21 protein-coding genes are annotated in these 20,110 nt (G+C 36.3%); 6 read left to right on the plus strand and 15 right to left on the minus strand.

Features of this window, described 5'->3' with window-relative positions:
• Nucleotides 1-54 precede the first annotated feature (54 nt).
• Nucleotides 55-504, minus strand: coding sequence for a hypothetical protein (locus tag G521_RS0103425; RefSeq protein ID WP_026897273.1), 450 nt, complete (start codon nucleotides 502-504; stop codon nucleotides 55-57).
• A gap of 40 nt (nucleotides 505-544) precedes the next feature.
• Here G521_RS0103425 and G521_RS0103430 point away from each other — a divergent pair, with 40 nt between their 5' ends.
• A complete protein-coding gene (locus G521_RS0103430) occupies nucleotides 545-889 on the plus strand; it encodes a phage holin family protein (RefSeq protein ID WP_026897274.1) in 345 nt (114 codons plus the stop codon).
• Nucleotides 890-904: 15 nt separating this feature from the next.
• On the opposite strand, the gene G521_RS0103435 is transcribed toward G521_RS0103430, so the two are convergent.
• The 6 genes from G521_RS0103435 to panC form a co-directional block, all read right to left on the minus strand.
• Nucleotides 905-3,019 (minus strand): M1 family metallopeptidase, encoded by a 2,115-nt coding sequence (locus G521_RS0103435; protein WP_026897275.1) that lies wholly within the window; start codon nucleotides 3,017-3,019, stop codon nucleotides 905-907.
• 2 nt (nucleotides 3,020-3,021) lie between these two features.
• Complete coding sequence (locus G521_RS0103440; RefSeq protein ID WP_026897276.1) at nucleotides 3,022-4,269, minus strand: peroxiredoxin family protein; 1,248 nt, start codon at nucleotides 4,267-4,269, stop codon at nucleotides 3,022-3,024.
• A 12-nt stretch (nucleotides 4,270-4,281) separates the two neighbouring features.
• Nucleotides 4,282-5,424 (minus strand): acyl-CoA dehydrogenase, encoded by a 1,143-nt coding sequence (locus G521_RS0103445; RefSeq protein WP_026897277.1) that lies wholly within the window; start codon nucleotides 5,422-5,424, stop codon nucleotides 4,282-4,284.
• A gap of 200 nt (nucleotides 5,425-5,624) precedes the next feature.
• The gene (locus G521_RS0103450; protein ID WP_026897278.1) at nucleotides 5,625-6,116 is read right to left on the minus strand and encodes an adenylyltransferase/cytidyltransferase family protein; all 492 of its coding nucleotides are present in this window, start codon (nucleotides 6,114-6,116) and stop codon (nucleotides 5,625-5,627) included.
• Nucleotides 6,117-6,133: 17 nt separating this feature from the next.
• Complete coding sequence (gene panD, locus G521_RS0103455; protein WP_026897279.1) at nucleotides 6,134-6,484, minus strand: aspartate 1-decarboxylase; 351 nt, start codon at nucleotides 6,482-6,484, stop codon at nucleotides 6,134-6,136.
• 55 nt (nucleotides 6,485-6,539) lie between these two features.
• A complete protein-coding gene (gene panC / locus G521_RS0103460) occupies nucleotides 6,540-7,379 on the minus strand; it encodes a pantoate--beta-alanine ligase (RefSeq protein WP_026897280.1) in 840 nt (279 codons plus the stop codon).
• Nucleotides 7,380-7,527: 148 nt separating this feature from the next.
• On the opposite strand from panC, the gene G521_RS0103465 reads away from it, so the two are divergent.
• From G521_RS0103465 to glmS, 3 genes are all read left to right on the plus strand, one after another.
• Nucleotides 7,528-8,352: a glycogen/starch synthase gene (locus G521_RS0103465; RefSeq protein WP_026897281.1), complete on the plus strand. Its 825-nt coding sequence runs from the start codon at nucleotides 7,528-7,530 to the stop codon at nucleotides 8,350-8,352.
• A 14-nt stretch (nucleotides 8,353-8,366) separates the two neighbouring features.
• Nucleotides 8,367-9,752 (plus strand): DUF4270 domain-containing protein, encoded by a 1,386-nt coding sequence (locus G521_RS0103470; RefSeq protein WP_081675012.1) that lies wholly within the window; start codon nucleotides 8,367-8,369, stop codon nucleotides 9,750-9,752.
• 83 nt (nucleotides 9,753-9,835) lie between these two features.
• Nucleotides 9,836-11,671, plus strand: coding sequence for a glutamine--fructose-6-phosphate transaminase (isomerizing) (glmS, locus tag G521_RS0103475; RefSeq protein WP_026897283.1), 1,836 nt, complete (start codon nucleotides 9,836-9,838; stop codon nucleotides 11,669-11,671).
• A 59-nt stretch (nucleotides 11,672-11,730) separates the two neighbouring features.
• Here glmS and G521_RS0103480 read toward each other — a convergent pair whose 3' ends face one another.
• Nucleotides 11,731-13,233 (minus strand): catalase, encoded by a 1,503-nt coding sequence (locus tag G521_RS0103480; RefSeq protein WP_026897284.1) that lies wholly within the window; start codon nucleotides 13,231-13,233, stop codon nucleotides 11,731-11,733.
• Nucleotides 13,234-13,322: 89 nt separating this feature from the next.
• On the opposite strand from G521_RS0103480, the gene G521_RS0103485 reads away from it, so the two are divergent.
• A complete protein-coding gene (locus G521_RS0103485; protein ID WP_026897285.1) occupies nucleotides 13,323-14,264 on the plus strand; it encodes a hydrogen peroxide-inducible genes activator in 942 nt (313 codons plus the stop codon).
• Here G521_RS0103485 and G521_RS18240 read toward each other — a convergent pair whose 3' ends face one another.
• The 4 genes from G521_RS18240 to G521_RS0103505 form a co-directional block, all read right to left on the minus strand.
• Nucleotides 14,265-14,432: a hypothetical protein gene (locus tag G521_RS18240; RefSeq protein ID WP_169447818.1), complete on the minus strand. Its 168-nt coding sequence runs from the start codon at nucleotides 14,430-14,432 to the stop codon at nucleotides 14,265-14,267.
• Nucleotides 14,433-14,496: 64 nt separating this feature from the next.
• On the minus strand, nucleotides 14,497-15,108 hold the full coding sequence (locus G521_RS0103495; RefSeq protein WP_026897286.1) for a superoxide dismutase: 612 nt from the start codon (nucleotides 15,106-15,108) through the stop codon (nucleotides 14,497-14,499).
• A 72-nt stretch (nucleotides 15,109-15,180) separates the two neighbouring features.
• Nucleotides 15,181-15,660: a nucleoside deaminase gene (locus tag G521_RS0103500; RefSeq protein WP_026897287.1), complete on the minus strand. Its 480-nt coding sequence runs from the start codon at nucleotides 15,658-15,660 to the stop codon at nucleotides 15,181-15,183.
• A gap of 34 nt (nucleotides 15,661-15,694) precedes the next feature.
• Nucleotides 15,695-16,030: a tRNA-binding protein gene (locus G521_RS0103505; protein WP_026897288.1), complete on the minus strand. Its 336-nt coding sequence runs from the start codon at nucleotides 16,028-16,030 to the stop codon at nucleotides 15,695-15,697.
• 129 nt (nucleotides 16,031-16,159) lie between these two features.
• Here G521_RS0103505 and G521_RS0103510 point away from each other — a divergent pair, with 129 nt between their 5' ends.
• The gene (locus G521_RS0103510) at nucleotides 16,160-17,350 is read left to right on the plus strand and encodes a class I SAM-dependent rRNA methyltransferase (RefSeq protein WP_026897289.1); all 1,191 of its coding nucleotides are present in this window, start codon (nucleotides 16,160-16,162) and stop codon (nucleotides 17,348-17,350) included.
• Nucleotides 17,351-17,423: 73 nt separating this feature from the next.
• On the opposite strand, the gene G521_RS0103515 is transcribed toward G521_RS0103510, so the two are convergent.
• From G521_RS0103515 to G521_RS0103525, 3 genes are all read right to left on the minus strand, one after another.
• On the minus strand, nucleotides 17,424-18,224 hold the full coding sequence (locus tag G521_RS0103515) for a TerC family protein (protein WP_026897290.1): 801 nt from the start codon (nucleotides 18,222-18,224) through the stop codon (nucleotides 17,424-17,426).
• Between the two features lie 106 nt (nucleotides 18,225-18,330).
• On the minus strand, nucleotides 18,331-19,536 hold the full coding sequence (locus tag G521_RS0103520) for a DUF4097 family beta strand repeat-containing protein (RefSeq protein ID WP_026897291.1): 1,206 nt from the start codon (nucleotides 19,534-19,536) through the stop codon (nucleotides 18,331-18,333).
• Nucleotides 19,517-20,074 carry a hypothetical protein gene (locus G521_RS0103525; protein ID WP_026897292.1) on the minus strand — a complete coding sequence of 186 codons (558 nt, stop codon included), beginning with the start codon at nucleotides 20,072-20,074 and terminating at the stop codon, nucleotides 19,517-19,519. Before G521_RS0103525 ends, G521_RS0103520 begins: the two co-directional genes overlap by 20 nt.
• Nucleotides 20,075-20,110 lie beyond the last annotated feature (36 nt).

The raw sequence follows: 20,110 nt of genomic DNA on the forward strand, positions 1-20,110 counted from the left end.
CCATTATGCAAGCTTGAAACTTACGGGATAGAAGTTGATTCTTTAAGCCGACAGCTAAAAATCAAACACTACTTCTTGTACCGAGTTTTTTGAAGGAAGTTTCCCGCTTTTTATAATATCTGCAGGTTCAACAAACAGTTTACGGGCATAACAGTGTACAAAATAGGAATGCTTTTTCTGAAAAAATTCCAGAGGCGTAAAACTTACCATGGAGCCTATAACCTGATACGTTCCTTTTAAGGGGCGCTGGATTTCGCGAAGTTCAGGATTAGCGGGCTCCAAATAAACTGCAAAAAAGCTGTTCCACTCTTTTTCAGTCAGAGAATCAGCCTTAAAATCTGCCAGTACATCTGCCGGAATTCCATGTAATTCTACCGATGAACTATCCTGCGAAAGCTTGATAACCAATAAGGTTGAGTTATCATCAGCTGTTTCAGAAGGTAGACAACCGTTTAATGACAAGAAAATAAATAAAATAATGTAAAACAGATTTTCCACCTTCATGGTTAAGCAATTTTATAATCCTAATCAAACCAAATCAATTATGAGACTAATTATCGAGATTTTATTAATGGGCGCCGCGGTTGCAATTGCAGCATATCTCCTTCCCGGAGTGGACGTTGCAAATTTCTGGAGCGCACTTATCGCCGGTGTTCTTATAGCATTGGCAAACGCCACTATTGGAACCATATTGAGACTGTTAACATTTCCAATTAACTTTCTTACGCTGGGGCTGATGTCATTTATAATAACCGTATTAATGGTTTTATTAGTAGACAGTCTGATGTCCAGCTTCAATACGAACGGATTTTTCTCTGCTATGATTTTTGCAATAGTGCTTGCTCTTATTAAAATGCTGTTTGGAGCATTTTCTAAAGATAGAGCCTAAAAAATTTGCATTTAATTATTGATGAGCCTCATTTGTAGCTTTCACTACACTTGGGGCTTTATCTTGCGCTGTTAATTTAAACACATCCTCATTGTTTTCTGCCGTAAACGCCTTTGCCAGAATTTTTACCGCTGAAGCACGTACATGAGAAACCTCATCCTTAACAGCCATGGTTTTTATTTGCTGATAAACTCCTGCTTTTTCAGCCGGTTCCAATTCATTTACAAATTCTACAGCCAATTGCCTTAACACATAATTTTTATCATTAAGAGCTTTTATAATGGTTTGTCTTGCCAATACTTCTTTTTTCATATTTTCAAGCTTCAATATAGCTTCAAACCTGTCCATGAATAATGGCGCATGGAGATACTGAAAAACATATTCCTGGAGTGTCTTTATTTCTGATTTTTCGGCCAGTAAGTATTTTTCAGCATCTACATTGATTAGCTTTGGAGCAGATGAATACGGGAAATTAAACGTTTGATTTTGTTTTGTTAAAACTATTTCTTTTCGCTCTGTATTATTCTCAGAATAAATGTCAATTGAAATTGGAAGACGATATAAAGGTGTTTGTTCAAAATCCTGTTTTTGCTGAATAGTAATTATAGCCTGCTTGTTAACCTGATCATAACTGGTTTGGATATTTAATACCGGATGACCAGATGCAAGAAACCATTGATTAAAAAACCAGCTTAAATCCTGACCGCTGATCTTTTCAAATGCCAATCGAAGATCGTGCACTTCGGCAGTTTGAAATTTATTGCTTGTTAAGTATAAATTAAGAGATTTAAAAAATGCTTCGTCTCCAACTACTTTGCGAAGCATGTGTAAAATTCTCCCACCCTTTTGATAGCTCACTTCATCAAACATTTGTTCACGATCTGAATAATCAAAACGGATGAGATCTACCTGTTTTTTTCGCGAGCCTGCCAAATAAGCCATCATATCCTCCAAACCTTTAACATCTGCCGTTTCACGTCCGTATTTATATTCATCCCATAAATACTCACCATAGGTAGCAAAGGATTCATTTAGCGGAAGATTTGCCCATGATTCGGCGGTTACCAGATCTCCAAACCATTGGTGAAATAGTTCATGTGAGATTATGTCTTCATGATTTTCATCAAGATATTCGCCGGCAGTCATATTCATTTTTTCAAAAAAGACTGATGCAGACGTATTCTCCATAGCTCCGCTCACAAAATCACGAACTACTATCTGAGAATATTTATCCCAGGGGTATTCTACACCTAATTTTTCAGAAAAGAACTCCATCATTTCCGGAGTTTTGCCAAACACAAGTTTGGCGGTCGGGGCAAACTCGGGCTCGGTATAATAGTTAACTTCCTTATCCCTCCAGGTATCTTTGGTTATTGCAAAATTACCCACCGCAAGCATAGTTAAATAAGTAGAATGCGGCTGTTCTTGCCTCCAGCTATCCGTACGTGTTCCATTTCCATTTAAACTGGAATATTCTAAAGTTCCGTTAGATAAGGTCACGTATTCATTCGGCACGGTAATATTTACGTCCTGGGTCATTTTCTCCTGTGGTCCGTTAATGGTAGGAAACCAGGTTGAATTACATTCTGTTTCACCCTGAGTCCAGATTTGACGGGGCTTGGTTTTATCTTTACCGTCTTTATTGATAAAATAAATACCTCTATCCCCGGCTGAGGCAATATCCTCTCCCGCTTTTAACTTTTCGGGCATAGCGACATATTCAATATAGAGTACAAATTTTTGGTCGCGTTTGTAAATTTTATCTAACTGTATATCGATTTTCTTGCCGTTATAAGTATATCTTAATGGTTTTTTTTCATCCTGGGTAACCAGCGAAATACTATTTAAACGAAAACCGTTAGCATCTAAAATTACATGATCAGAAGGATAAAAATAAGGTCTGGCTGTGATGGTGGCTTTACCAATTACATATGCGCTATCCCAGTTAAAACTCACATCTAGCTTTGTGTGTTCTATATCGGTTAATAGCGGATAACTTCCGCGGTAGTTTACACCTGATGCGTTTTCGGTTACTACCACCGGATCAAGAGTTGTTTTTTGGATTGAAGAACAAGCTGCTAAAAAAAATGCTGCCACTATTGGACAGCAAATGCAATATTTCAATTTCATAACTAATTATTTTCTGCAATCAGAGTTTTAATGGTTTCTTCAAACTCACTTACAAATTCAGTATAATAATTTCCAGTTCCGGGACCGGCAAAGCCTGTATGAATCTTTCTCACTTTACCATCTTTTCCGATAATCATAACTGTAGGAAAAGCAACAAAATTATTTAGCATGGGCAAACTTTTAGCTACTTCGATTTTATCATTGCTGTATCCGGTAATTAACAGATCATAGGTTACATCAAATCTATTTTTCAATCTTTCTACATTTTTTTTCGCCACGTTAAAATCTGTAGATCTCTCATATGCCAATCCAACAATTTCTACTCCTTTATCTTGATATTTTTTATAAAAGGGAGCTAAATATGCTGTTTCATCCATGCAATTAGGACACCATGATCCGAAGAACTGAACTATAACAACTTTGTCCTTGAATTTGTTATCAGAGAGTGAAACCTTTTTGCCATTCAGATCCGGAAAGTTAAAATCAATCGAAGAAGACCCGGCTTTTAAAGCAGTTAGAGAATAAGCATCAGGTAAAAGGGCATGCTCATCTCTTTTAGCAGACCATTTTTCCACTGAAGAAAATCCGGAATAAAATGTTCCCTCCACAAGCGTGCTGTCATTTTGCAATTTTGCAGTAAACAGATAAGCGTTTGAGCCATCAAAACATGAAAGATAAAGTTTATTATCAGAAACGGTTCCTTCCAAAAACCTGTAATCACCAGTACTTGTTAAAAATGTTCCGGTGAGTTTGTTACTATTTTGCTGAAATTCTCCCACAGCAACTGTAGTATCTTTTTTATCTGTACTGATAAAAGAAGCTGACCAGCGACCAGAAATATTTTTTTCTGTAGTTACATTGGTTTTAAAAAATCTCCATGATTCATCCGGCTGTGCCTTAAAAATCATTGCCACATCTTCTGTTGCCAGATGTTTTATCCATTTCCCAACTAAATTATTCCCCTCAAATACAGCTTTTATTTCCGAGTCAAACAGCGGCATTTGAATATAAACTGAATCTTCTTTAATTGTCACTTCATCGACTCTGAATCTTTCTTTACCATTTATAATGTCAAAATGCTTTTTCCCTGCCGAATCTAGAACTTCAAAATTGAATGGAATTTCTGCCCCTAATGCAGTCTTAAGAGTAGCACGCCAAACACCATTTTTTAAATCTGCCTTTTGATTGGTACATGCAGACATTGAAAAAATAGCAAAAGAAATTATTAAAATGGGAAAAATCCTTTTCATGGGCCTGTATAATTATTGACTTAATACTTCTCTTGCGATTACAATCCGCTGTATTTCAGATGTACCTTCATAAATTTGCGTAATTTTTGCATCACGCATTAATCGTTCAACATGATATTCTTTTACAAATCCGTAACCACCATGAATCTGCACGGCTTCTACAGTAGTTTTCATGGCTACTTGTGAAGCATATAATTTTGCCATTGAGCTTGCCTGAGCATAAGGCAATCCCTGATCTTTTAACCAGGCAGCCTTTAAGCATAACATTCTGGCGGCTTCAATTTCTGTAGCCATATCGGCTAATTTAAATTGGATGGCCTGGTGTTCTGAAATAGTTTTTCCGAATGCTTTACGCTCCTTAGAATAATTCAAAGCAAGTTCATAAGCTCCGGAAGCAATTCCTAAAGCCTGGGCAGCAATTCCAATGCGGCCACCTTCCAAAGTCTTCATGGCGAACTTAAAGCCAAAGCCTTCTTCGCCAATGCGGTTTTCCTTAGGAACTTTTACATCTGTAAACATCAGAGAACACGTATCTGAACCTCTGATGCCTAATTTATTTTCTTTGGCGCCAACAGTAAATCCTTCCATGCCTTTTTCAACAATCAGTGCATTGATACCACGGTGGCGTTTTGAAGTATCCGTTTGTGCAATTACCAGATAGGTTGATGCAGTACTTCCATTGGTAATCCAATTTTTTACCCCATTTAGCAAATAATAATCTCCCATATCAATGGCAGAAGTTTTTTGCGAAGTAGCATCAGATCCGGCTTCGGGCTCTGACAAGCAGAAAGCGCCAATTTTCTCGCCTGAAGCTAATGGCTTTAAATATTTTTCCTTTTGAAAATCATTACCATAATTTTCTAATCCATAACAAACCAGTGAGTTATTCACAGAAACTACGACAGAAGCCGAAGCATCTATTTTAGAAAGTTCTTCCATTACCAGAACGTATGAAACAGCGTCAAGGCCGGAACCATTATACTTAGGATCAACCATCATTCCCAAAAAGCCTAATTCGCCTAGCTTTTTTATTTGCTCATGGGGAAATTTCTGATGTTCATCACGCTCAATTACTCCGGGCTTTAATTCATTCTGCGCAAAATCTCTTGCTGCTTGTTGAATCATTACCTGCTCTTCTGATAGTTCGAAATACATATAAAAATCAAGGTTAACTTTGTCCAAAAATAGGATTTAAAATGAATGTTTTACCCTGCTTTAAGGATTTTACGCTTCAGTTACGAAATATTAACGATTGCAGAGAATATAGAGTAAGGAAGTGATTTAAGGGAATTCTTTAATTTGAGAAATATCAGTTGATGAAGCCGGATTATCAAATAAGGGTGATAAACTAAATCTTATAATCCTTTAATTTTTTGCTCAATTAATGATGTTGAATAGCCCGGTAGAAATTCAATTGTTTCTACTCTCCCTCCATTTTCATGAATATAATCAGCACCTATTATTTGATTTATAGAATAATCTGCGCCTTTTACTAAAACTTCGGGATTTATAATCTTAATAAGATCTAAAGGAGTTGGTTCATCAAAAAGAACGACTGCTTCTACAAAAAACAAGGATGCTAATAGGGTAGCACGAGATAATTCATCGGTTATTGGGCGGCCTTCTCCCTTTAAATTATTAGTTGACAAATCTGTATTTAAGCCAACTATTAATCTGTCCCCCAGATCTGCAGCTTTAGACAGGTAGTCAATATGGCCGCGGTGAAGAAGATCGAAACACCCATTGGTAAAAACAACTTTATTCCCCTTAAACTTCCAGATATGAAGCAAAGGAAGTAGTTCCTGGACACTTACTATTTTCCGTTGCAGAATTTCCAGTTTAGTCATTATTTAGACACTAAGTATTAATGCAAAAGCCTGTTATGATCGTCTGGAAAAACCAATAGAGGATTATATGCTTTGGCCTCTTCAAAGTCCATATGAGCATATGACATGATAATAACAATGTCTCCAACTTGCGCTAAACGTGCTGTAGCTCCATTCAAACAAATTATTCCGGATCCTCTCTCGCCCTTAATTACGTAAGTTTCAAATCTTGCACCGTTATTATTATTTACAATCTGAACTTTCTCATTCGCAATAATATTAGCCGCATCCAATAAATTCTCATCAATTGTAATACTTCCAACGTAGTTTAATTCTGCCTGGGTAACTTTAGCTCTGTGGATTTTGGATTTTAAAATCTCAATTATCATGATGCAAAATTAATAAAACTTTCCATATGCCCGTAAATGGCCAAATTTTACAATTTTACCTTAATATAGTGTTGTCTATCAAACGGGTACGACCTACTTTGGCTGCAACTAATGCAACTAAACTCGGGTAATCTTCAGAATTAACCGGCTCTAAATTATCTGCATTGCAGATTTCTAAATATTCCAGTTCAATTCCTTCTGATGATTCTAAAATTTTAGTGGCTTCTTTTTCCAGATTTATTAAGTTTTGAGTTTTAAAATTCTCTTCCAGAAATTTTAGTACCTGGTTTAAAATAAGTGCATCAGCATGCTCTTTAGGGGATAAATGAATATTACGGGAACTCATCGCCAGCCCATCCTGCTCCCGAATTATCGGACACATAATCAACTCAACGTCTAATTTAAGCTGATCGACCATCTTTTTAATAACTAAAAATTGCTGATAATCTTTTTGCCCAAAAAATGCTTTGTCCGGATTTACAGTAGTAAAAAGTTTATTCACAATCTGGGTTACACCCTGATAGTGGCCTGGTCTTATTTTACCTTCCAGCCGTTTATCCAAATCGCCCAAATCAATATGCCATTGCTCTGTTTTATGATACATCTCAGAAACCGATGGTAAAAATAGTACGTCGCAATGGGCAGCTTCCAGCTTGGCAATATCATTTTCAATTGGCCGGGGATAATTATCCAGATCTTTTGAATCAGTAAATTGAGTGGGGTTTACGAAAATACTGCAAACTACCAGATCCGTTTGGTTAGCCGCAATTTCAATTAATGATAAATGGCCGTTATGTAAAGCACCCATGGTAGGCACCAATCCCACCGAAAAATTTGAAGTTTTTTTCGAATTTAAATATGTAGAAAGACCTGAACGGGTATGGAAAATTTTCAATTTGGTAGTTCGTTAATTAACCGTCAAAAATGGGGAAATACTTAATATTCACCAAAACAAGTTTCATAAATCGTTGATATTTCATATTATATGCTTATATTTGCGCTTCCAAATACTTTTCCAAAAATTAAATTAAATCTAATCGGAGATGGCAAAAACGAAGCTTCTGTATATTACCCATGAGATGTCGCCTTTCCTGGAACTAACCAAAATTTCTGAAATTACACGTCAACTTCCCCAGGCAATGCAGGATAAGGGTTTTGAAATCCGTATTTTAATGCCCCGTTTCGGGAATATCAATGAAAGACGTAATCGGTTACATGAAGTAATCCGATTGTCAGGAATGAATATTATTATTGAAGATAATGACAACCCGCTGATTATCAAAGTGGCTTCCATTCCGGCGGCAAGAATGCAGGTTTATTTTCTGGATAATGAAGAATACTTTCAACGTAAATATGTTTTCAGAGATAAAGAGAACAAATTTTATGCTGATAATGATGAAAGAGCAATTTTCTTTTGCAAAGGCGCTTTAGAAACTGTTAAAAAGCTAGGATGGTCTCCTGACGTGGTTCATTGTCACGGATGGATGAGTTCTCTTGTTCCGGCTTATTTAAAAACTTTATACAAGGACGATCCTACTTTTAAAAACGCTAAGGTTATATATTCTGTTTACGAAGATAGCTTTACCGAAAAACTAAGTGATAAGTTTATAGAGAAATCTTTAATGAGCGGTATGAAATCTACCGACATGGATGCCTATAAAGCTTCAGATATTACAGCTTTAAATAACGGAGCTATTACTTATTCTGATGCTGTTGTATTTGCCAGTGATACAATAAACGCAGAAGTGTTAAAGTTTGTTAAAAAAGCAGGTAAACCTACCTTAGACTTCAATTCAACTTCTGATTTCGAAAATTATTCTAACCTTTACGAAGAATTTGCAATAGAAGAACTCGTTTCTGTAGCTTAAAGTAGAGTACACATATGAAATTATATAAACTAGACTTATTGACATTGTTGATAAGTCTTTTCATTTTATCAGCCTGCGAAAATCCGGATAGTATTGGCTTAGATGTAGATCCATCAGATGCAATTACCGGCAATCTAATAGATACGGTTTCAATCAGATCTTTTACAGTGAAAGAAGATTCGATTATAACCAATTCAATGTCAGATTTTCCAATCGGAAATTTAGATGATCCTATTTTTGGCCCAACTACTTCAAGTATTGCGGCATCTTTAAATTTGCCTACTTCTCCTTTAACATTCGGAACTACTCCTGTTCTGGATTCGGCTGTATTAGTTTTAAAATATTCTGATGAGTATTTTGGAGATCCAAATGCATTGCACAAGTTTGAAGTTTATACATTAACGGATAGATTAACATCATCCAGCAATTTCCTTAACACAGCTTTACATACTTACAATCCCGATATTATTGGAAGTAAAACTTCAAAAGTTAATATAAAGGATAGTGTGGAAATTACCGAGATAGTAACAGGGAAACCTGATATTAAAAAAAAGCAGGCTCCGCAATTAAGAATCCCAATAAGCTCGTCTTATATCAGCGATAATTTCTTAAATGGTAATCCTGAATCTTTTAAAGATAACACTGTATTTAATAATTTTGTAAAAGGTCTCTATCTTACAGTTAATAAATCCGCAACAGCGGGCGTTGGAGGCATTGCCTTTCTGGATCTTGGAACCAACGGAAGCAAGTTAGAGCTGTACTACAAAAGCAAAAACGGAACAGCAACAGATACTACAGTTACTTCTTTTGCAATACAAAATTCGGCAGGACCAATTGCAGGCACATTCGTTCACGATTATAGGGGTACTGAAGTTCAAACTCAGTTAAATAACCCTTTAACCTCATATAATTACAATTTTATTCAGCCAATGGCCGGAGTAAAGACCAAACTAAATTTTCCGTTCATTACAAAGCTTAAAGAGTTGGGTAATATTGTAGTGAATAAAGCAGAACTTGTAGTTACAGTTGAAGGTAATTTTGGAATATTTGAGCCTGCACCACGATTATTTTTATACAGTACAGACATTGCTGAGCAACGTGTACTTATCCCTGATGTAAGCGACAGAGATGCACGTGCATTATCTGATACTGACTTTGGAGGATTCTATAACAGTTCACTCAAAAGATATAAATTTGTAGTAACCGCGTATGTTCAGGATTTAATCAATGGAAAATTAAAACAATATGATACTTATATCGCCGCAGTAGATAATAATTCTACTCGCTTAAATGGTATTTTTCCTGCAGGGTCTACTGCAGCCCGGGTAGTAATTGGCTCTGGTCAAAGTTCTACTCCCAACAAAATGAAGTTAAATATTCTATACACTAAAGTGAATTAAAACAATTCTCTTAAGTTTCTATTTTAAACTAGTCTACATATTATGTAGATTAGTTTTCATTTATTTATTATCAGTTAAAATTTATGTGTGGAATTGTTGGTTATATAGGCTATCGCGAAGCCTGGCCTATAATAATTAAAGGCTTACATCGCTTAGAGTATCGTGGCTATGACAGCGCAGGAGTTGCCTTAATGAACGGCGGCTTAAATATTTATAAAAAAGCAGGGAAGGTTAGCGAATTAGAAGATTTTACCCAGGGTGTAAATCTTGGTGGTCATATGGGAATGGGACATACAAGATGGGCCACACATGGTGCTCCATCAGATAGGAATTCTCATCCTCATACTTCCGGAGATGATAATCTGGCAATTATCCATAATGGTATAATTGAAAATTATTCCTCATTAAAAGAAACATTAATCTCCAGAGGTCACACTTTCAAAAGTGATACAGATACTGAAGTGTTAATTCATTTAATTCAGGATATTCAAGAGCAAACTAGTGTTGATCTTCGCGAAGCAGTAAGAATAGCCTTAAACGAAGTTATCGGCGCTTATGCTATTGTTATAATGAGCAAAGATGAACCCGATCAGTTAATTGCAGCCAGAAAAGGCAGTCCAATGGTTTTAGGCGTAGGCAAAAATGAATATTTTGTCGCATCAGATGCATCACCTATTATTGAATATACAAAAAATGTTATTTACCTTAATGATAATGAAATCGCTTATATAAAGAGAGATGAGTTATTAATTAAAAGTATCGATAACATCGTTCAGACTCCCTATATCCAGGAACTTGAATTAAAATTGGAAATGCTTGAAAAAGGCGGCTACGATCACTTTATGCTTAAAGAGATTTACGAGCAGCCCCGATCTATTAAAGATTGCATGCGTGGCCGTATTTACCCATCTGAAGGACAAGTTCAACTGGGTGGTATTAAAGAATATGCTGAAAAACTAAAAAATATTGATCGCATTGTAATTGTTGCATGCGGTACTTCATGGCATGCAGGTCTTGTAGCAGAATATCTGATAGAAGAATGTGCACGAATTCCTGTAGAAGTTGAATATGCTTCTGAATTCAGGTACAGAAATCCAATTATTTCTGAGAAGGATATTGTTATCGCCATTTCTCAATCCGGAGAAACAGCGGATACAATGGCTGCAATAGAAATTGCCAAGCAAAAAGGTGCTACTATATTTGGAGTTTGTAATGTGGTTGGGGCTTCCATTCCACGTGCAAGTCATGCCGGAGTTTACACTCACGCCGGGCCGGAAATAGGAGTTGCTTCAACCAAAGCATTTACAGCTCAGGTAACCGTTTTAACTTTGATGGCTATTTATATGGCGCAACAAAGAGGAACTATCACTCAATCTAAACTGGTTCATTTATTAACCGAGTTAGATAATATTCCTAATCTGATTGAGAAATGCTTGTTATCTAATGAGCACATTCAGGAAATTGCCGAGAAATTTAAAGATTCCAGAAACTTTCTTTTCCTGGGTCGTGGCAGTGGCTTCCCTGTAGCTTTAGAAGGCGCTCTTAAACTAAAAGAAATATCTTACATCCATGCGGAAGGATATCCTGCTGCAGAAATGAAACACGGACCTATTGCGTTAATTGATGAAGAGATGCCGGTAGTTGTTATAGCTACTCAAAATTCTTCTTACGAAAAAGTAATTAGCAATATACAGGAAGTAAAAGCAAGAAAAGGAATTGTAATAGCTATTGTAACTGAAGGTGATACTGAAGTTACGCAAATGGCTGATTATACAATTGAAATTCCGGAAGCTGATGAAATGTTTCTTCCATTATTAGCAACAATTCCATTGCAGTTATTATCCTACCATATTGCAGTTATGAGGGGATGTAATGTAGATCAGCCGCGTAATCTGGCCAAATCTGTTACTGTAGAATAAATCAATTTCATTATAAAAAAAGGGGTAGCTCAAAAATGAGCTGCCCCTTTTTTATTTTTTTAATATTGGTGCTGAGGCATAGATGATGATAATTCTTCAATATTCAACCCTAAACCGTTGGCTATACCCATACCAAGGCTTAAGTCGGCTCTAAACCAATGACATAATTGCCTGTTTAAAATCTCATCTTTCTTAGGACCGGAAACTCCTTTCATAGCTTGCACTATATTGTGAATAGTATTCTTTTTGGCTTCAGTATCCATTAACCGGAATAAATTTCCGGGCTGTGTGTAGTGATCGTCTTCGCCGGGAGAATTTCTATCGTAATGATCAGCTAAAGAATCATCCAGTTGCCATGCAGGTTCTTTATATGATCCATCTGCAATAATATTATCGAAACTATTAGGAAAATAATTAGGACTGGCCCCACCATTTCCATCTGTCCTCATAGCACCGTCTCTCTGATAATTAATCACAAAGTATGGACACCTGTTCACAGGAATATGCTCATAATTCCCACCTAGCCGGTATCTTTGAGCATCAGGATAAGAAAGAATACGACCCTGCAACATTTTATCAGGAGAATAACTGATTCCGTCTACAACATGTGCGGGAGCAAAAGCCGCCTGTTCTACATGCGCAAAATAATTATCCGGATTTTCATTTAATTCAATAACACCAACATCTATAAGTGGAAAATCAGCATGCGGCCAAACTTTTGTGAGATCAAAAGGATTCCATCGATAGGTTTTTGCTTCTTCTTCAGACATAACCTGGATCTTCATTGTCCATTTCGGGAAATCATTTCTCTCTATGGCTTCCACAAGATCACGCTGAGCCCAATCCGGATCTTCACCCTTTTTTAAGCCGGCTTCTTCATTGTTAAAATTTTGAATTCCTTGTTGAGTTATGAAATGAAATTTAACCCATGTCCGTTGATTATCTGCATTAATCATAGAAAAAGTATGACTTCCGAAACCGTGCATGTGCCTGTATCCAAAAGGGGTTCCGCGGTCTGACATTAAAATCAAAACCTGATGCAGGCTTTCCGGATTTAAAGACCAGAAATCCCACATCATTGTGGGGCTTTTACAGTTGGTATGAGGATCCCGCTTTTGCGTGTGAATAAAATCGCCAAACTTTTTCGGATCTTTCACAAAGAAAACAGGGGTATTATTACCTACTAAATCCCAATTTCCATCTTCTGTATAAAATTTCATAGCAAATCCCCGTGGATCCCTTTCCGTATCTGCCGAGCCTCTTTCTCCTCCCACAGTAGAAAACCTAAGAAACATCCGGGTTTGCTTTCCAACCTGATTAAAAACTTTTGCACGGGTGTACTGACTTATATCATTTGTTACTGTAAAAGTACCGTATGCACCAGAACCTTTTGCATGAACTACTCGTTCGGGAATTCGTTCACGGTTAAAATGAGCCATTTTTTCGTGAAGAATGAAATCCTGTAAAAGAATTGGACCGCGTGGGCCGACACTCATTGAATTCTCATTATCGGAATAAGGAATTCCCGATGAAGAAGTCAATTTATTGTTATTATTTTCCATGATTAATTGATTTAGATCAAACTAAAATTAATCATAGTTTTGTAATAGAAAAAATCAATATTATTGATAATAACATAGCAATAAACTATATGACATTGGTACAACTTGAATATATTGTGGCATTGGATACTTACAGAAATTTTGTTTTAGCTGCTGAAAAGTGCTTTGTTACACAACCTACCTTAAGCATGCAGATTCAAAAGCTCGAAGATTCCTTGGGTGTTAAGCTTTTTGACAGAAGCAAGCAGCCTGTAATTCCCACTGATATAGGTTTAGAAATTATTGAGCAGGCACGAATTGTATTAAATGAAAGCTACAAACTCAAAGAAGTTATCTCAGATAGAAAAGGAGATATCAAGGGCGAATTAAAAATTGGTGTAATTCCAACAATTGCTCCTTACCTTTTACCAAAAGTGATTTTAAATTTTATGAAAAAATTCCCTCAGGTACAGCTAATGATCTGGGAATATACTACTGAAAAAATTATCCAGGACCTGAAAAACGGAATTTTGGATTGCGGATTACTTTCCACTCCGCTGGATGATAGTTCATTAAAAGAAATACCTCTTTTTTATGAAAACTTTGTTGTGTATGCTTCCAAATCAAGCAATTTGGCTACTAAAAAAAATATAACATCCAAGGATATTAATCTGGATGAATTATGGCTTCTTAACGAAGGCCATTGCATGAGAAATCAGGTTCTGAATATCTGCAATTATAAAAAAAGCGGATCGGTATTTAAAAATTTTGAATACTATACAGGCAGTATAGAAACGCTAAAAAGAATGGTTGATTTAAATAGCGGCGTGACGATATTACCTGAATTATCATTAGTTGATTTTACGCCACGCCAACTTGAAAGAGTGCATCATTTTAAATCTCCCGAACCTTCACGGGAGATCAGCCTGGTGATTCATAGAAATTTCCTGAAAAGGAATCTAATCAATATTCTTCAGAATGAAATTATGGACATTGTCCCAAAATCATTACGCAGTAAGAAGAAGAAAGAAATTATGGAAATATATTCTTGATTAACCTCTTCCGCGGAAGCGAGAAATAATCCAGATAATAATTGCAATAATGATTACAACTGCAATAATTCCTGTGTAAGCACCTGCTTTAAAAATGCCGCCAATTAAATCACAGCTTGAAAGAAGGGTAACAACTAAAAGGGCTGTTAATGAGTATATTTTTCTCATGATATTAAAATAAAAATGGTGTACTATTAATACACCATTTTATTCTAAATGTTTGCTTGTGACTTTATTTTTTTGCTTGTGCAAAACGATCAGCTACCTCTTTCCAATTAACTACATTCCAGAAAGCAGAAATATAATCCGGACGCTTATTTTGATACTTAAGGTAATAAGCGTGCTCCCATACGTCCATTCCAAGTATAGGAATTCCTTTTACTTCAGCAACATCCATTAAGGGATTATCCTGATTTGGAGTTGAAGAAACTTGAAGTTTGCCTGCAGCATCTACTGTTAACCACGCCCAACCAGATCCAAAACGAGTTGCTCCGGCTTCAGCGAATTTCTTTTTAAAATCTTCGAAAGAACCAAATGCATTATTAATAGCTTCTTCTAAATCTCCGCCAGGATTTCCGCCACCATTTGGAGACATAATTGTCCAATACAAAGTATGATTAAAGTGGCCGCCACCATTATTTCTAACAGCCATAGGATATTGTGAAATGTTTTTTAGAATCTCTTCTATATCCCGTTTTTCCCCATCTGTTCCGGCTAATGCCTTATTCAGGTTATCCACATACGCCTGATGATGTTTGCCGTGATGGATTTCCATTGTCATCTTATCGATATGTGGTTCTAAAGCGTCGGTAGCGTATGCTAACGCAGGTAATTCAAATGCCATGTGCTTATTGTTTAAAGTTTTGTAAAAAATATACTAACACAAATATAAGCTTGTATACAGAGAATTGTTCTATTAAGAATTAAGTTTATTCCGCTTGCTTATAAAAAAATCTTTAATAAGCTGAGAGCATTCCAATTCTAAAATGCCTTTCATAATCTCAGTTTTAGGATGTGTTAATTTTTGATTGATTTGTGAAAAGCCCCGTTGAGGATCAGAAGCACCATAAACAATTTTACTTATTTGAGTCCAGTAAGCCGCCCCTGCACACATTACACAGGGTTCTATAGTAACATATAATGTACAATCTTTTAGATATTTGGCGCCAATATAATTGGCAGCAGCTGTAAAAGCCTGCATCTCTGCATGCGCAGTAACATCGTTTAATCTTTCGGTTAAGTTATGACCTCTACCAATAATCTTTCCATTATGAACAACTACTGCTCCTATTGGGACTTCGTCCAATTCAAGAGCCAGATTTGCTTCTTTTAATGCTTCTTTCATGAAGAATTCATTTGCGAATGCATCATCCTGTTCAAAATTTATATACCTCATCTAAAATTGTATTATTAAAAATGTTAGAAACTGTTTAAATTAACAAAGTACCATTCGGAACAGATTTATCTGTTGAAGCAAGAACAATATTTCCTGCAGAATCCGTGAAACCTGTGATTAAAAATTGGGATATAAAGTTGGCGATTTGTTTAGGCGCAAAATTCGTAACTCCAATAATTTGTTTTCCGGGCAATTCAGCTATTGTGTAATTCTTTGTAATCTGAGCACTGCTCCACCGTATCCCAAAATCTCCGAAATCAACTTTAATTTTATAAGCTCCCTTTTTGGCCTCCGGGAAAGGCTGAACTTCAACTATGGTTCCGGCCCTTAATTCTACTTTTTCAAAATCGGGCCACGTAATGTTTTCCATGGTCAAAGTTAATAATAACTATAAGGCAGGCACAAGTAAGTTTGATTCTCCGGAATATTTAGATTAGCGTTGATTAATAATCGTTCACGCTGACTGTTGATTCTTAAAATTGTATAGTAGCTTTGCGCTATGTATTTGGTAAAATTAAAAAAGGGAAAAGAAAAAGCGGTTAAACAATTGCATCCATGGGTTTTTTCGGGAGCAATAGATCATATTAAAGGCAAACCGGAGAATGGTGAAATTGTAACTGTAGTTGATTATCAAAATGAATTTTTGGCTTACGGATTTTACAATAATCAATCAAGGGTAGCTGTACGTTTATTGGAGTGGAATTCTGAAACAGAAATAAATGAAGAATGGTGGAGAGACCGGATTAGTAAATCGGTTAAAGCCCGGCAGGAACTACAGGAAAATAACAACACCAATACATACCGCCTGATTTTTAGTGAAGCTGATTTTTTGCCCGGCCTGATTGTAGATAAATTTGCCGATTTCTTATCTGTACAAATTTTAACTTCAGGCATTGAAAGATTAAAACCTATCATATTAGATCAGCTTCAAAAATTAGTTAATCCCAAAGGCATATTCGACCGCAGTGATGCTTCTTCCAGGGCCCATGAGGGTCTGGATGATTCATCAGGAGGAATTTTAACCGGAATTCAACCACCGGAGTTTGTGGATGTCCTTGAAAATGGAATTCGATACCAGGTAAATATTGCCGATGGACAGAAATCGGGTTTTTATTGTGACCAACGAGATAACCGCCGCTTAGTTGCAGAGCATTCAAAAGGCAAGCGTGTGTTGGATTGTTTCAGCTATTCAGGGGGTTTTACGCTAAATGCGCTTAAAAATGGAGCTTTAGAAGTGAGTAGTGTAGATAGTTCTGCCTTGGCGCTTGAGACTCTTAAAAAAAATATCGAGCTAAATGGCTTTGGTCAGAGCAAACACCGGGAGTTTCAATCAGATGTAAATAAGCAAATGCGTGTATTCCGCGAAAGCGGTGAGAAATTTGATATAATTATACTTGATCCTCCTAAATATGCGCCTTCACGCTCATCATTAACAAAAGCATCCAGAGCTTACAAAGACCTGAACCGTACCGCCATGCATTTGCTTGAAAGCGGCGGACTTTTAGCAACATTTTCATGCTCGGGGGCTGTAGATATAAGTTTATTTAAACAGATACTTGCCTGGGCAGCATTAGATGCACACAAAGAAGTTCAATTTATAGATCAGTTCTCTCAACCAGAAGATCATCCGGTTAGGTCTTCCTTTCCCGAAGGAGAATATCTCAAAGGATTACTTTGCAGAGTTATCTGATAAATTCACAAAAGAGCTTCATCCCGGAAAAATTTTATTTCAGGATGAAGCTATACTTAGATTATAAGGTTTTCTAAACTTTATGCTCTACATGTTTTGGTTCTGTAGGCACATTGTGCAAATGAACCGGCTTTTTAGATGATTTTTTCATCTTCAGATTGAGCATCTCTACAAGAATAGAAAAAGCCATTGCAAAATAAATATATCCTTTAGGAATATGCTGCTCAAATCCTTCTGCCAATAGAGAAACTCCAATTAATAAAAGGAAAGATAAAGCCAGCATTTTAACTGTTGGATGTTTATTCACAAAATTACTGATACCGCTTGCAGATACCATCATCACTCCTACAGCAATTATTACTGCGGCAATCATAACGCCGATATGATCAGCCATACCTACTGCGGTAATCACAGAATCGAGTGAGAAAACTATATCCAGCATTAATATCTGGATAATTACTCCGGAGAAGGTAACTACACCTCTTGTTTCTACAGTACCATTCTCCCCTTCTAATTTCTCATGAATTTCTGCGGTGCTTTTATAAATTAAAAATAATCCACCGATTATCAGAATCAAATCACGTCCGGATATTTTAAGTTTTTCAAACCAATCGCCGGAAGTTAATCCAACCCAGTCTCCCATACTAAACAGCGGCTTGACAAGGGTCATAATCCATGTTAATGAAAGCAATAGAAGAATACGTGTAACCATGGCTAATGCTAAACCAACCTGCCGGGCTTTTTTCTGCTTATTTTCCGGAAGCTTACTAGCCATTATGGAAATAAATATGATATTATCTATTCCCAATACAATTTCGAGTACAGTTAATGTGATTAAAGATATCCAGATTTCAGGATTTGAGATCCACTCCATATAATTTGATTAATCCCAAAAATACCAAAGAATTTTCCACACATACAACAATAAAAGAAAACCTTTTAGGTTTAGCTAAAAGGTTTGTAAAAAGAAGCTGGAAATATTACAGAAACCGCACACCTCCATAATTGGATTTTATTAGAATTCGGGAATCTGAGCCTTTACCGACACGCCCTTTATAATTTTTAGTAGGATTCCATCCTTTGGTGTTTTCATCAGGAGTTTTGCTGCTGATACTAATTTTTCCATCATCAAAATTAAATCCCGCATAACTTACGGTAACATCGAAATTAAAATCGGCATCATCAGCAAGGCCTAAAGTAACGCCAGAATACGAAGAGTTAATAATCAGATTCTTTACGTTTTTATCCACTTCATCAATTTTAAATCCGCCGGTATATGAAATATCAATATTCCCGCTGTTGGTAAGATGAGTGATTTTGGCGCTGCTGTACCTGATATTGGCATTTAAATTATCCGCATTATTTAGCTTAAGACTTCCGTAGGAAACATCCAGATTACCCGATGAAAATTCTTGTATTGATGCCGAGCCATAACTAACCTTTACCCGGTTAGCGGCATTACTTAAGTTTTGGGCTGTGAATGATCCATACGAACTATTAATATTAACCGGACCGGAAAGCTCAGGAAGCGACGTACTTCCATATTTATTGTTTATATCCAACGGATTTTTTGAAGGCATATAAACCGTGTAATTCACCTGCAGCCCGCGACGTTCTTCTTTTCCATTCTTGGAACGCGACCAAAAAAACTTCATGTTGCTCCTGTCGAATTTGGTTTCGAAACTAATCAGATCAGCGCTACGGGATTCTGAAATAGAAACATTTTCCAATAAATCCTGTGCCTTGTCATCAGAAGCTTCAAATGCTTTAATTTCTACATCTACTTTAATTTCATTTCTGGACCATGTTTTTACAAGCACAGTTCCATACTGATTGCTGATTGAAAGTTTGTCTTTAGAATCAACGGTATATGTTTTATTGATTGTTTTGGTCTTTTCAGATACTTGTTCATATCTATCGGAAACATCAAAAGATGTGTTTAAATTTTCTGACTTAAAGTCCGGATGTGTTTCATCACCTGCAAGTTTAATGGCCTCCCTAATTTCAAATTCAGCCAATTTATTTACATTGAATTGAGGGGGATTTACTTTCTGAAATTGAAAATTAACAACCGATGCTATTTTGGGGTTGATTGTAGAAGCGGGAAATTGCTGTGCAACCAATGTATTGGAACACAAAAACGAAATAGTAATCGCCGAATAAATATTATAAACTATGTGTTTCATTGTCGTTTTCTTTTTTTGAATTATTGATTTCCTGAATGATGGTTAGTTGCTGCGTCAAAACCTGAGTTTGTATTTGCAAATTGCGGATCATTGCTTTTACAGTTTCTTCCTGATTTGGGCTATTGGGCAAATCCTTTTTCAACTTTTGGTAATTTTCATCCATTTTTCTGATTTCAGAATTAAACTCCCTGTATAACTGTGGTTCTGCCTTTTCTATACTTTTTAATTCCATTCGTTTATCTTCAATGAGCGATGCATAATGCATTTGCTGTTTTGCTAGAGCGGGATCTATATTGGCCAGATCTGTAGCTTCATTATATTGATATTGCCAGATTATTAAGCCTGCACACATAACAATTAAAAAAGCTGCGGCAATCTTAAATAACCAGCTTAGTCGGATCAGACGCTCTTTCTTCGGTTGGTTTTTCTGATCTTCATCTAATTGCTTTTCTATTTTATTCCACAAGTCAGCCGGTGGATCAATTACATCGAATTCCTTTTTGTTAACCTTTATAAAATTTTCTAAATTATTCTTCATCGTATCCTCTCCTTAAACCCCCTTTAAAAAGGGAAA

Origin of the sequence: Daejeonella oryzae DSM 19973 (assembly GCF_000422945.1) — a bacterium.
Classification (GTDB): domain Bacteria; phylum Bacteroidota; class Bacteroidia; order Sphingobacteriales; family Sphingobacteriaceae; genus Daejeonella; species Daejeonella oryzae.